This is a genomic window from Sediminibacterium sp. (genome assembly GCF_030695065.1).
Classification (GTDB): domain Bacteria; phylum Bacteroidota; class Bacteroidia; order Chitinophagales; family Chitinophagaceae; genus Sediminibacterium.
In genome coordinates, this window is record NZ_JAUYTR010000009.1 from 83,112 (window position 1) to 97,102 (window position 13,991).

15 protein-coding genes are annotated in these 13,991 nt (G+C 34.7%); 4 read left to right on the forward strand and 11 right to left on the reverse strand.

Annotated features, from left to right (window positions below):
• Nucleotides 1-2 precede the first annotated feature (2 nt).
• From Q8S25_RS02600 to Q8S25_RS02625, 6 genes are all read right to left on the reverse strand, one after another.
• The gene (locus Q8S25_RS02600; protein WP_305534583.1) at nt 3-614 is read right to left on the reverse strand and encodes a DUF2975 domain-containing protein; all 612 of its coding nucleotides are present in this window, start codon (nt 612-614) and stop codon (nt 3-5) included.
• 68 nt (nt 615-682) lie between these two features.
• Entirely contained in the window at nt 683-1,690 is a 1,008-nt protein-coding gene (locus tag Q8S25_RS02605) for a sodium:calcium antiporter (protein ID WP_305534585.1), read from the reverse strand.
• An 81-nt stretch (nt 1,691-1,771) separates the two neighbouring features.
• A complete protein-coding gene (locus Q8S25_RS02610) occupies nt 1,772-2,332 on the reverse strand; it encodes an AraC family transcriptional regulator (protein WP_305534587.1) in 561 nt (186 codons plus the stop codon).
• Nucleotides 2,333-2,595: 263 nt separating this feature from the next.
• On the reverse strand, nt 2,596-3,423 hold the full coding sequence (locus tag Q8S25_RS02615) for a hypothetical protein (protein ID WP_305534589.1): 828 nt from the start codon (nt 3,421-3,423) through the stop codon (nt 2,596-2,598).
• Nucleotides 3,424-3,514: 91 nt separating this feature from the next.
• Entirely contained in the window at nt 3,515-3,811 is a 297-nt protein-coding gene (locus tag Q8S25_RS02620; protein WP_305534591.1) for a 4a-hydroxytetrahydrobiopterin dehydratase, read from the reverse strand.
• Between the two features lie 20 nt (nt 3,812-3,831).
• Entirely contained in the window at nt 3,832-5,190 is a 1,359-nt protein-coding gene (locus Q8S25_RS02625; RefSeq protein WP_305534593.1) for a S41 family peptidase, read from the reverse strand.
• A 264-nt stretch (nt 5,191-5,454) separates the two neighbouring features.
• On the opposite strand from Q8S25_RS02625, the gene Q8S25_RS02630 reads away from it, so the two are divergent.
• Entirely contained in the window at nt 5,455-6,648 is a 1,194-nt protein-coding gene (locus Q8S25_RS02630) for a nucleoside permease (protein ID WP_305534595.1), read from the forward strand.
• 18 nt (nt 6,649-6,666) lie between these two features.
• Nucleotides 6,667-7,860 carry a Gfo/Idh/MocA family protein gene (locus Q8S25_RS02635; protein WP_305534597.1) on the forward strand — a complete coding sequence of 398 codons (1,194 nt, stop codon included), beginning with the start codon at nt 6,667-6,669 and terminating at the stop codon, nt 7,858-7,860.
• Here Q8S25_RS02635 and cmk read toward each other — a convergent pair.
• From cmk to Q8S25_RS02660, 5 genes are read right to left on the reverse strand one after another with little or no spacing between them, the layout of a single operon-like run.
• Entirely contained in the window at nt 7,838-8,530 is a 693-nt protein-coding gene (gene cmk / locus Q8S25_RS02640; protein ID WP_305534599.1) for a (d)CMP kinase, read from the reverse strand. The genes Q8S25_RS02635 and cmk overlap by 23 nt on opposite strands.
• Before the next feature lie 24 nt (nt 8,531-8,554).
• A complete protein-coding gene (locus tag Q8S25_RS02645) occupies nt 8,555-9,457 on the reverse strand; it encodes a glycerophosphodiester phosphodiesterase family protein (protein WP_305534601.1) in 903 nt (300 codons plus the stop codon).
• A 6-nt stretch (nt 9,458-9,463) separates the two neighbouring features.
• Complete coding sequence (locus Q8S25_RS02650; RefSeq protein ID WP_305534603.1) at nt 9,464-10,087, reverse strand: FMN-binding negative transcriptional regulator; 624 nt, start codon at nt 10,085-10,087, stop codon at nt 9,464-9,466.
• Nucleotides 10,088-10,118: 31 nt separating this feature from the next.
• Nucleotides 10,119-11,210 carry a porin gene (locus tag Q8S25_RS02655; protein WP_305534605.1) on the reverse strand — a complete coding sequence of 364 codons (1,092 nt, stop codon included), beginning with the start codon at nt 11,208-11,210 and terminating at the stop codon, nt 10,119-10,121.
• Nucleotides 11,211-12,302: an Mrp/NBP35 family ATP-binding protein gene (locus tag Q8S25_RS02660; RefSeq protein ID WP_305534607.1), complete on the reverse strand. Its 1,092-nt coding sequence runs from the start codon at nt 12,300-12,302 to the stop codon at nt 11,211-11,213. It lies immediately after the preceding gene.
• 130 nt (nt 12,303-12,432) lie between these two features.
• Here Q8S25_RS02660 and Q8S25_RS02665 point away from each other — a divergent pair, with 130 nt between their 5' ends.
• Both Q8S25_RS02665 and Q8S25_RS02670 read left to right on the forward strand, forming a co-directional pair.
• Nucleotides 12,433-13,083, forward strand: a complete 651-nt coding sequence (locus Q8S25_RS02665) for a carboxypeptidase-like regulatory domain-containing protein (RefSeq protein WP_305534609.1) — start codon at nt 12,433-12,435, stop codon at nt 13,081-13,083.
• 6 nt (nt 13,084-13,089) lie between these two features.
• On the forward strand, nt 13,090-13,986 hold the full coding sequence (locus Q8S25_RS02670; RefSeq protein WP_305534611.1) for a 3-hydroxybutyryl-CoA dehydrogenase: 897 nt from the start codon (nt 13,090-13,092) through the stop codon (nt 13,984-13,986).
• Nucleotides 13,987-13,991 lie beyond the last annotated feature (5 nt).

Genomic DNA, 13,991 nt, shown 5'->3' on the forward strand with positions numbered 1-13,991 from the left:
ACTTATACAGTTAAATCGTTTTCAGTTTGAATTTCTATACCGCGCTTAACTATGTATGCTATAACAAACAAGATTGCACACATGAATAGCCAAACATCGCCGCCAGCCATTCTTAAACTTTGCATAGGGGGCAATTCCACTCCATTAAAATTTAACCAATCGCAATAACGATTACCCCAAATAGAAAACAGCCCTACGCCAAAAGATAGATACGCTAGATTGGAAATAAATTTTTCTAAAATTGTATTGAATGGCTGGGTAAACTGAAATGTGCGATGATGGAATAAAGTAATAATTAAATAAAACATTATTGCCTTTAATACAGCAACAATACTCATCAAACTTACAACAACCATAAAAAATCCTTTATCATAATTGTATAATGCAGATAGGTCAGCTTTCATCCAAAAGCTTTTGGAAGCTATAGGATTAATAAAAATTGCATAAATGGAATTGAATAAGATACCGCCGGCCTCTATGCAAAGGCCAACGAAAATGACCCAGGCAATAATATTAATTACTCTAAGCACATTTTGGGAACTGATTGAAATCTCCATAATGATTCGTTTTTGATGATTATGGAGCAATATTAATAAATATTTATTGATAAACAATAATTATTTATAGCTATTTAATAATTTTTAAATTAATTTCACAACAATAAAGTAAATTATTGATCATTTTAGCTAAAGAAGAGGTACATCATTACTAATATATAAAGAACAATAATGATAAATGTATCTAAACTAAAAACCCAAAAATGCTTTTTCTCTGGCTTAAACAACAACCCAAGTGCAACTACTGCAGACATCATAATAATGATTAACACGGATGTTAAGTGAGATGGAGATATAGCAGAAAATAAAGAGCCTTCTCTATAAAAAACATCATCAATGGCTAAAATAAATATGTTGAATACATTGCTTCCTAATAAATTACCCACAGCCATATCTAATGACCCCATTCTCAATGCAGCAATTGAAACAACCAACTCAGGTAATGATGTAGCCCCAGCAATAAATAAAGTAGCAAAAAAAGAATTTCCCAATCCAGAAACACTCGCAATATGTTCCCCAAAATAAGGAAGAAAAATTGCTGCACAAATCACAATTAATGCATGAAGCGCATAATTTCCAATCACACTTTTAAGAGCGGCTTTATCAAAAGTTGTATAGGTGTTATTTACTTCCCCTGTCCTAATTAAATCGGCTTGTTCATATTTAAATATCCCCCAAACAGAAACCAAATAAATAGCAATAATGATGAAAGTAAAACTACTCATCCAAAGTATACTAGGAATTTGATTAGTAAGGTAAATTGCTATTCCAGCAACAGTCAATAACATAATCCCAAAAATTACAGTTAATATATGGCTCGATTTAACCATAGAAAAAAGTGGTCTTTTTATCCTGGCGTCTAATACAGATAATATTAACAGATTAAACATACAACTACCAAAAATATCACCAGCTGCTAAATCTGGAGATTTGATGATTGCAACCGAACTAATCCCTGTAACTAACTCTGGAAGAGATGTAACTGATGCCATTAAAATTAAACCAATCCACGCTTTTCCCAAACCAGTTAGCTCTGCAATTTTATCACCATAGTAAGAGAGTTTTGTCCCACTAAAGATGATAATTGCAGCACAAACTAAAAAGCCAAGAATATGAAATATAATATTATCCATTAATCATTTTATCTGAAAGTTAAATAAACATCATTAATCTAATTGAAATGAAGTTTATTTAATTCAGGCAACGTGGAAAAATTAGATATTTTGTATAGCAATCCGCCTTCTTTCCTTTAAATTTCTAAAATGAGAAGGAGTTAACCCAGTTACCTTTTTAAACTGGGTAGATAAATGAGCAGCACTACTGTAATTCAATTTATAAGCAATTTCAGCTATTGTATCTTCCCCAAAAATAAGTAACTCTTTAACCCGCTCAATTTTTAAGGCAATCATAAATTGCTCTATGGTGGTAGATTCAACTTCAGAATAAAAATTTGCCAGATAGGTATAGCTTAAATTCAATTCTTTACGAAGCAAGACAGAAAATTTTAAATCTGGCTTTCCATCAGAATTGTAAACATAATCTATCATTATTTGTCTAATTCTTTCAATTAATATTCCTTGCTTTTTTTCAAGCAACTCTAGACCTGCTTTACGCAATTTCGAATTTAGTACCATTTTTTCTTCTTCAGAAACATCTTGGTGCGTGTCTATTTCACCTAAGTCTACTTTATAAAATGGAATTTTCATTTCAACTAATACATCAGTAACAACTACTTTACAACTAACACAAGCCATGTTTTTTACATATATTTTCATAGATAAATTTTGTGTAATGCATGAACCTGCGACACTTTTTAAGTGCAAATTTGCGCCGATATCAAAACAAAACTGTTTGATAATTGCATCTTCAACTAAAGTTCAGGCCAAAAATAGACCAATGGGTCTCGAGTAACATTTGTAATTATGTTACACAGGAGTTTGATAATTGTCAGTCCGGCAATGGAAGCCGATAAAATCATTATCGTAATATACATTATAAAAAGCAGAGTAAAAAATATTCAGCAATGAATCGCTAGTTATTAAACTAAGAATACTTTTCTTCGGCTAATCCAAAGCATGAATACTGCAACTGATGCCCCTATAACAATGGTAAATACTTTCTCCCATCCCTCTAAACCAAATGAAATACGCATCAATAGAGTTGCTAATACATAACCTGAATTCCGGATAACAAGAATGGTATTTTGCAAATTCTTTGCACTACTCAATAAAAGCAAAACGTCAACAAAAGTTAATAGTGTAAAAAACTCTTTATAAAATATATGTGAAGGATCTTGTAATGATGCATGATTATCAGAATATTGAACTAATTCAAAAATCCAAATAGTAAATGAAAAAACTGACAAACCAAAGAACACAAACATCAAAACAATAGATAACCTTTCCTTTAACTTTATAAAATGAGGAGTTAATTCATACTTACTATCAGTTCGCTCTGAATCAATTTTTGAAAAAATCCAAAGTAGTAGTAAAATAGAAACAAACCCAATTAAATCCTTTAATAAGTCACTTTGCAAAAGCGGGGTATCCCCTTGTAGTAATTTCCCGATATCTTTAAAACTATTCCTTAATAAAATCAGCGCCATAATCTCCATTTGTTTTGCAACTGATTTAGTATAACTTTTTCGCAAATAAAATACGAGTAAATAAACTTCATAAACTAAAAGAATACTAAATGGAGAAAATAATGCTGAAAAAGGATGTCCAAATAAATTTTCTGGAAAATATTTTGCTTGGAGTAACCCAAGTTGAATTGCCATTATTGTTGTAAAATGTAGTATGAATGCTCCAATACCAAAATAGGTTGTAAACTGCTCAAGTCGATATTTAAATTTATCAGAGAACATTCATACTAAAATTAATAGTTCAATCTATGAAATAGAAATCATCAATTCATTTATGTTGAAGCAATAAGCCCAAATAGAAATGTTGGTTAAACTAATTAATTGTTACGTTAATCTTATCAATTATAGAAGCTAACTCAAAATCTAATACAGTTAACCCTCCTGCATCATGAGTTGTAAGTTCAATAGTTACTTTATTGTACACATTAGTCCAGTAGGGATGGTGGTTTAGTGTTTCAGCATTGGCTGCAACTGAAGTCATAAAAGCAAAAGCCTGAACAAAATCTTTAAAAACAAATTCCCTTTCAATTGAATCTGATTTTAGTTCCCATGATTGATCTAAAAAAGCCATCCTTTCAGCAATTTCAACTTTATTCAAACAAATCATCATGCAAATTTTTACTCAATTAATTATTTACTTTTTATCAGTTTAATAGCAGCTTCTACCCAATCACTATCAGTTAAATAAATAGCCGGTTTAATCCCCTCCTTATCAATAGACTTTCCTTCATTTAACCATAAATAACGATTGGTTGGCAATTGAATTCTAATTGCAGCAATATTGGTAGAATAGTTTACCACATTGCCATAATCAATCATTCCTCCTGAATTGGAACCCATTACATTTACTTTATCACTTTGAGCAGCTAATATTGTAAATAGCTCTCCGCTACTTACTGTTTGCTCGTTAATTAAAAGTGCAATTTTTTTAGGAAATAGATTGGCGTTATTAATCAACAAGGTATCAGTGAGCTTTTCATCTCCGTTATACATTTTATCATAATTTGCTTTCATCTTATTTAAACGCACATCCATTTTAAGCTTATCAACGCTGTCCAAACTTTGATAATAATTTGAGATAAACGTTTTGTACCAGATATCATAATTACTTTTCGTCATTCGCATTTCAGTATTATACATTACGATAGGCCTTGTATAAATATATTCTAATAACTGAAGTCCAATACTGTAATCGCCCCCGCTATTATTACGAAAGTCTAAAACCCAAAATGGAATTGTATCCAACTTTTCTTTATACTTTTTTAAAAGATATTCCGTTTGCTCATTGGCATTATTTTCAAATGAAGGGAATTTCCAAATAGCAACATCTTTTTGAAAAATCAAACTAGGGGCATATCGATCTTTTGACATTTCATATTCTACTATATCTTTTTTGACTTTTACAGCCGGGTATATTTTCTCATAAAATACTATATCAAAATCAAGAATATTGTCAACTATTTGAACTTCATGCTCGGATTGATCAGACTTATCGCCTTCATAAAAAGTGCCTTGGTATTTACTCCCTACTTTTTGAATTACTAGTTTTACTTCACCTATTTTCCAGTTCTGATTGGTAGTAGAAAGTATGACTGCATGAAATTGTCTGTCATTTATTTTAGTCACCCCAAGTTTATAACTTGCACTTTCATAGATTCCTTCAATCGGATCAAGTTTTTTTGATTGATCCAAGTAAGCTATTATTTGATTTTCGGTTAATTTGGAATAAAGTATCTGAATCGCTTTAACCACTGAACTATTTTGTACTATTACTTTTGGCTTAGTGTATTTTATTCGTAGATGTTTGTCTTTAAAAAAAGATATCCATTCTTGTAATAGTTTTGCACAACTGCTATCTGTAGAAATGCTTTTTGATTGAGCATACTTATTACTAGTCCAATCGAGATAAACAGCCTTGTTATCATCTGTTACTTTATCAAACCAACCTGCGTAATTGTCAGTTACAATTGATTGAGTTTGTAAAAACAAACTATCACATTTACAGTTTTGCCCAAAAGACAGCTTTGTAACAATTAAAAAAATGAAACAGGAAAGACCTTTCATTTAGACTGAATTAAAACATTTAATAAAAAAGAAAAAGGACTAAATGTACTTTTAAGCAAGTAATATAAATAATTCTCGGGCTACTTTTAGACCATTCCTCAAGCCAGTCTATTTATTTCTTTAATCACACAATAACTCCTTCAACAAAATCACAAATTATAATTATATTGTCCATTCAAAACTTGCTATATGAATATAAATACCGGTATTAAATTATCGTTAATGATGTTTCTACAGTACTTTATATGGAGTGCTTGGTACGTAACACTTGGAACTTATATGAGCGAACCCCCACTGGGTGCTTCTGGCATTCAAATTGGGGCTACTTACGGTGCACTAGCAATTGCCACCATGATATCGCCTTTTTTTGTGGGTTTAATTGCCGACCGTTTTTTTGCAGCACAAAAAATTATGGGGATTTTACATATTTTGGGAGCCGGTCTATTATTGATGGCTACCAAAATTACAGATAGTAATATTTTTTATTGGACCATTCTATGTTATTCATTGCTATACATGCCAACCATTGCTTTAAGTAATAGCGTGGCTTTCTCACAAATGACCGACCCAGGTAAACAGTTTCCTTGGATTCGAGTATTCGGCACCATTGGCTGGATTGTTGCAGGAGTGATGATAGGTCAAATGGGTATTGAAAAATCAGCAGATACATTTTATATTGCTGCGGCTGTTTCTGGGGGATTAGGGCTGTTCAGCTTTATATTACCCAACACACCACCAAAGGCGCAAACAACAGACGCTTCCTCTGCTTTAGGTACAGAAGCATTTGTATTATTTAAAGACAAGTCCTATTTAGTGTTTTTTATAGCAGCTATTCTAATTTGTGTTCCACTATCATTTTATTATGGCTTTGCAAATCCGTTCCTAAACGAAATTGGCTTCCCCAATGCAGCATCTAAAATGACATTGGGCCAAGTTTCTGAAGCTGTATTCATTTTAGCCATCCCACTGCTCTTCAATAGAATTGGTGTTAAGAATATGCTGATTTTTGGTATGTTGGCTTGGGTGTTGCGCTATGTATTCTTTGCTTACGGAAATACTGGAGACGCCAATTGGATGTTGTATGCAGGTATTGTACTGCATGGTATTTGTTACGATTTCTTCTTTGTAACAGGCTATATGTATACCGAGAAAAAAGCGGGGGAAAAAATCAAGAATGCGGCACAGGGCTTATTCACTTTTGCTACTTATGGATTAGGAATGGTTATAGGTACTGGCTATTCTGGTTATGTTGTAGATGGCGCTAAAACCGCTACTGGCCATAATTGGATGAGTATCTGGATGGTACCCGCCTATATTGCAGCAGCCGTTTTAGTGTTTTTTATCCTTTTCTTTAAAGAAAAAAAATCAATAGCAACAACATAATTATAAAAAATCAATTTCATGCAACGTATTGCCATGTTAGGTTCCGGCTTTATTGGCCGTTTTTATGCAGACTCTTTGCAAGGTTATAGAAGCAGAGATAGCATTGTGAGTATTTATTCTAGAAGAGAGGAAAGCGCCCGTAAATTTGCGGAAGACTACCAATGTCACCATTACACCACAGTAATGGAAGAAGCAATTGCGAGAGAAGATGTAGACATTGTTTGTATTGCACTTCCCAATAATTTACATGAAGCAGCAGTAATGCTTTGTTGCAAACACAAGAAAGCAGTAATGACAACCAAACCCTTGGGCAGAAATGCTGCTGAAGCAAAGCGAATGTTAGAAGCGGTAGAAGCAGCAGGCATTTTCAATGGTTATTTAGAAGACTTGGTATATACACCTAAATTTATCAAAGCTAGTCAAAGTGTTCATGAGGGTGCATTGGGTAGAATTTTATGGGCAAAAAGTCGCGAAACTCACCCTGGCCCACACAGTGAATGGTTCTGGGATATTGAACAAGCTGGTGGGGGCTGCATTCTAGACTTAGGTTGTCATTGTGTAGAAATTACCCGCAGTTATATTGGCAAAGACATAAAGCCGATTGAAGTAATGTGTTGGGCCGATACCCAAGTAAAACCAATTGATGCAGAAGACCATGCTATTGGATTAGTTAAATATGAAAACGGTGCTATTGGACAGTTCGAAGTAAGCTGGACTTTTAGAGGGGGGTTAGATTTGCGTGATGAAGTAATGGGAACAGAGGGCACTATTTGGATTAACTCCTTTTTACGAACAGGTTTTGATATGTTCACTACAGGAAAAGGCGGTGATTATATTGCTGAGAAAGCAGAAAGTAATAGTGGTTGGTTATTCCCTGTAGGTGACGAGTTAAATGAGTTGGGCTACAACCATATGTTTATGGATATGTTCAACGCCTTAGAAAAAGGAATTGCACCCAAAGAAACATTTTACGATGGCTATGTAGTTAATGCCATACTCGATGCCGCTTACAAAAGTGCCAAGTCTAAAATATGGGAACCAGTTCAATTAGATATTTGGAGAGGACAAACAGGACTTACCAAGGAATCTCATTTGGTTTCTTATGATCAAGATCACTACTTAGTAAAAGAAGAGATGACGCATTATGGCGCTAAAAAACTCATCTTAAAGCATAAGACAACTGGTAAAATTACAGAACAGCTAATGAATTAATTTTTTCGTTTACCCATTGGAGAGCGGTTTTCAACTGCTCTTCTCTGGTTAAATGACTATTGTCTAAAACCACCGCATCATCCGCTTTTCTTAAAGGACTAAATTCTCTGGTACTATCAATTTCATCGCGCATAGCTAAATTCGCTTGCACTTCTTCTTTTGTGATTCCAGGATTCTTTGCAGATAATTCTAAATACCTTCTAGCAACTCTAATTGAAGGATCTGCAGTTACAAATATTTTCAATTCAGCATTCGGGAAAACAGTTGTACCAATATCTCTACCATCCATTACAATGCCCTTTTGTAATCCCATTTTTTGTTGCTGTGCCACTCCAAATTCTCTTACATATTGGTTGGCTGCCACATCACTTACCAGATTGCTCACCCGCATTTCGCGTATCTCATTTTCTACATTTCTACCATTCAATAATATATCACTGCTTCCTGTTGATTCATTGTAATCAAATGCAAGATTGATCTGCTTTAACGCCTCCTGAACTGCTGTATCATTAGTATAATCAATAGCATGTTCTATAAAAAATAATGTGATAGCCCTATACATGGCCCCGCTGTCAATAAAAACATAATTCAACGCCTTGGCCATTTGTTTAGCCAGGGTGCTTTTTCCACAGGAAGAATATCCATCAAGGGTAATAATAATTTTTTTCATAAAAGCTTCTTGCTGCAAAGTTAATTAAGGAAAATAAAAAAGATTGGGATAGTCTGAAATGATTCCATCAACACCCAATGAACGTAATTTTTTCATGGTATCTAAATCGTTCACAGTCCATGGAACTAATTTCATTCCCTTTGCCTTACAATCCTTTACTAAAGCTTCGTTCACCAAACTATGATGAGGGCTATACACCCTGGGGGTGAATCCCAATTCTTGTAATTGCTCAGCTAAAGTTTTCTTATTATAGTCTTCTATTAATAAAACAGTTGCAATAGCGGGGTACTGTTGATGCAGGTATTGCAAGGTTCTAATATCAAATGATTGAATGGTTACTCTGTCAACTAATTTTTTATGATGTATTATAGCAACTAATAAATCCACAAATTCTTTTGGAGCAGGATGGTACTCATTATCTGTTATTGCTTGTGATTTAGTTTCAATATTATAAAACGGAAGCGGCTTATTATTATCTGCAGCATATTGGTCTGAAGCTTCAATTACATCTAGCAACAAAGGTTTGGTAGCAGCCATTTTTTGTTGCTGAGGAAATCTTGGGTTTCCTCTTAAACCTACATCATAACGCTGAGTAGCTGCATAACTCATTTTGTAAATATTCAATTTTTTTTCTTCGGCTTTACTTACAAGTGTACCATCGGGTTTAGTAGTTATTTCATGGTTAAAAAAAGGCTCATGACTAACTAAAACTTGTTTGTCGGCGGTAATTACTGCATCCATTTCTAAAGTAACTGCACCTAAATCAATGGCTTTATACATAGCCGATACAGTGTTTTCTGGAACCAACCCACGGGCACCTCTATGGCCTTGCCAATCAAATACTTGCGTTTTATTTTGTTGACTCATTTTAGTGCTACTGCAGCTGTACAAGCAAATTATACAGCAGATGATAAAAATATTTTTCATGAATGATTATTGTATATTCAATCTTTTTTTCATTTCTACTGCGGCTAATTTTTCTTCAAGATTACCCTCTGCTAATGTTTGAATAATATTTGCTTGAATATGGCTTGGCTTATTTTGACTCCATTTAAAAACGTGCTTTAATTGAGTTACTTCAATTTCAAATGCAATAATTGCTTTCATGTTCAATTGAATATATTCTTCACTCATATGCTCCATTTGCGATGGAGAAGAAGGATTCTGCTCATATTTAGCAGTTAAGTTTTTCAACATTTCATGTAATTCAGCATCTCCTAAAAAATGTATAATACCTGTTGCATGAACAGCAGAATAATTATAAGTACTAGCAGTATTTTGTGGCTCATAATGTTGCGCACTAATATATGCATGCGGACCAGTAAATATTGCCAACACTTTATCGTTATGCTCAAATGCAATAGTATGTGCCTGTTTACGCATAATATGTGCTTGTAAGAACAGTTGGTTGTTACGCAAATTTATCATGACAGGCACATGAGTAGCTACTGGGAATCCCTCAATACCTACACCACATATAGTAGCAAATGAATTGGATTGCATAAATGCCAAAACATCCGCTTGTTCTGCTGTTGAAAAATGATTAGTTAAGTACATGCTACTTGCAAGGTAGGATTATTTTGAAAACTTAAAAGCTAACGGCCAATGCAGTGGTTGCTGTAAACATATTTTGAGTAGGTAAATTATATTGCTTTGTAAATATTAAATCCCCGCTTTGCAAATGTTTTAATTCAACTCTCCATAAAAAATACTTATTGCTAGCCCAATCTGCATTCAAGGAAATGCCATTCACCCTGAAACCATTTGCAGTGCCTGTATAAATAATAGCCCCATTTGGATCTTGGTAAGACTCTGTTCTTAACGTAAACTTCATATTATCTCTCACTGCAAATTGTGCCATTAAGATAGGTGTATACCAAACCTGGCTTTGATTAATGCCTTTTGCTTTCTGTAAGCCTATATCAAATCCAGCTATTACCCCTAACCTATTAGTCCATTGATGTAAAGCATATAAATTATGAAAATAGCGCGTTACTGGGTAAAAGCCGGCAATTGGAACACCAATAAAAGAACTACTATTAATGGTCCATTTACTATTCGGTTTATATTGAATCTGGTGTCCAAAAGATGGGCTGGTATTGCCTTTGGGCATTTGGATACGCTGCCAACCAGTTAAAACCAATGCACTCAAAAACCATTTTTCATTGGGAGAAGTATAAGATATTTTTGCACCTGTTTCAAAATAGGGGGAATTATCTGCAGCTATGCTTCTACTTAATGTCCAGCAATCTTTACCTATAGCACTTTCGAATCCAATATGTGAAGTGAATACGCCAGCATCAAGCCACCAATTAGCTTTCTTATTAAGCTTCCAACCAATATTAGCTTCTAGGATTTGCTTGTAAATCCCCTCTTCACCTGCATAATTGGAGCGCATATAAGAGCCAAATCCTATAGCCAAATTAGCCCTTAGACGATTTTTATCATAAGCAGCTTTTACAAAAGCCAAATTGATGCTAAGCGCTTTGTTTTCATCATGACTGTATGCGAAAGATGCGTCATTATTGGTTGTAGGACCATTGGAATTATGCTGATAATAAACTTCTGCATAGCCACTTAACTGAATAGCAGCTTTTTTTTGGTTGAAAGCTGAGTCACTAGGTTGGGCAATAAGTGTTAAACAGATGCACCAAACAATGATAGTGAATAAGCATTTCATTTATACCACTTCTATTAATGAAGTCTGCGGCAAATTAGCATTGCGCATAGCAATGTTTCGAACTGTTTGTGCAGTAAAATATCTGAATGCTTCTTTAGTTAAATCATCGTTTCCTACCATTGCTGGCACCCCTTCATCACCCCCTTCGCGAATGGTTTGAACTAAGGGAATCTGACCTAAGAAAGAGAGATCATATTCTTCAGCCAGTTTCCTTCCCCCCTCTTTACCAAATAAATAATATTTATTGTTCGGTAATTCTGCAGGGGTAAAATAAGCCATATTCTCAATTAAGCCTATGATGGGAACATTAATTTGTGCTTGGCTAAACATGGCAATTCCTTTTTTAGCATCTGCCAAAGCCACATTTTGTGGGGTCGTTACAATTACCGCACCGGTTACTGGTACTGTTTGCATTAATGTTAAATGAATATCCCCAGTTCCTGGAGGCATATCAATAACCAAATAATCCAGCTCACCCCAATCTACTTCTGTAACAAATTGTCGTATTGCCGAACTAGCCATTGGTCCTCTCCAAACCACTGCATTTTTTTCGTCTACCAACAACCCAATACTCATGAGTTTTATGCCAAATTTTTCTAATGGAACAATCATTCCTTTACCGGCTACTTCTTTCATCATGGGCCTTGCTCCTCTTACGCCAAACATAATTGGCACACTGGGCCCATAAATATCTGCGTCCATTAATCCTACCGATGCCCCCCCTTCGGCCAATGCCAGAGCCAAATTTGCGGAGACAGTGCTTTTTCCTACTCCTCCTTTTCCGCTTACCACTGCAATAATATTTTTAACCCCGCCCAACACTTTCTGATCATCCTTTCTTGTAGAAGTGGTATTAGCAGTAAAGTTGACAGTTACTTTGGCACTCTTATTTACCAATAATTTGATGGCATTTTCGCTGGCCCTGCTCATTAAATCTTTCATTGGACAAGCTGGAGTAGTCAAAACAATGGTAAAGCTTACCGCATCCCCATCAATCACAATATCTTTTACCATGTTAAGGGTTACCAAATCCTTTCCTAAATCTGGCTCCTGCACATTACTCAATGCTTGTAAGATTGCTTCCTTTGTCATTGTTGCTCAAGTTTTTGTTAAAATAACCGTTGAATTGCAAAGTTAACAACCTAGGACTTTACTTTGTTATGAAATACGGAGAACAAAGCAAATTAGTACCTTTGCCCTCCTTTAAACCGCAACTGCCTTTATGAATAGATTGATTATACCTTTTTTGATATTGTTGGTTGGGTTAGGATTGGTGCAAAAGGTAAGTGCACAGCAAAACAACCCCTATAGAGATTCCATCGTGCAACTATACGGTGTAATAATGACTGCAGATAGTTTAAGGGGAATTCCATCCGCTTCTGTAATAGTTGAAGGAAAAGGGAGAGGAACCATCACTAGTTACGATGGTGTATTTTCTATTGCAGTCATGAAAGGAGATAGAATTACTTTTAGCAGTATCGGATTCAAAAACAACAGTATTCAAATTCCATTTAATTTAGAAAGTAATCAATACAGTGTCATTCAATTATTAATTAGTGATACTGCTTATTTGCCTGCCACTATTCTAAAGCCAAGACCTACCAAAGAACAATTTGAAAGAGACTTTTTAAATAATCGCTTCCCAGACGATGCCTATGAAATTGCTCGTAAAAATACCGATGAAGCTACTCGTAGAATTTTATTAAACAGCTTACCAGCTGATGGCAGAGAAGCAGTTAATTTTCAACTAAGACAACAAACCAACAAATATTATTATGCGGGTCAGGTACCGCCAATGAATATCATGAACCCTGCTGCTTGGGCAGATTTTATTACTGCTTGGAAACGAGGTGATTTCAAACGAAAAAAATAATTGACTATGTCTATTTTCAATGTTACAGTAATTGGTGCTGGTACCATGGGTAATGGTATTGCACATGTTTTTGCACAAAAAGGATTTAAGGTAGTATTGGTAGATGTGCAACAAGCACAATTAGAAAAAGCAATTGCTACTATTGGAAAAAATTTAGATAGGATGGTTGCCAAAGGCACCATTGCAGCAGAAGAAAAAGACGAAACCCTTGCCAATATTCGTACCAATACTTCAGTAAGTGAAGGTGTTGCAATTGCCGATTTAGTAGTGGAGGCAGCAACAGAAAATGTTGAATTGAAATTAAAAATATTTGGAGAGATGGATGCCGCTGCGCCAGTAAATGCCATATTAGCCAGCAACACTTCTTCCATTTCAATCACTAAAATTGCCGCAGCTACTAAACGCCCCAACAAAGTGATTGGCATGCATTTTATGAATCCAGTTCCAGTAATGAAATTGGTTGAAATCATCAATGGTTATGCAACTGATGCTGCTGTTACTGATTCAATAGTTGAGTTGAGTAAGCAATTAGGTAAAATTCCCTCTGTAGTGAATGATTATCCTGGATTTATTGCCAATAAAGTATTGATGCCAATGATTAATGAAGCCATTTACTCTTTATACGAAGGAATTGCAGATGTAGAATCCATTGATACCATCATGAAACTTGGAATGGCGCATCCAATGGGTCCTTTACAATTAGCAGATTTTATTGGATTAGACGTTTGCTTAAGTATCATGAATGTATTGTATACTGGCTATGGTAATCCCAAGTATGCACCTTGTCCATTATTGGTTAACATGGTAACAGCTCGAAAATTAGGGGTTAAATCAGGAGAAGGATTTTATGTATATACTCCTGGTTCAAAAGAATTAGTTGTTAGCCCAAATTTTAAGAAGTAATTCAA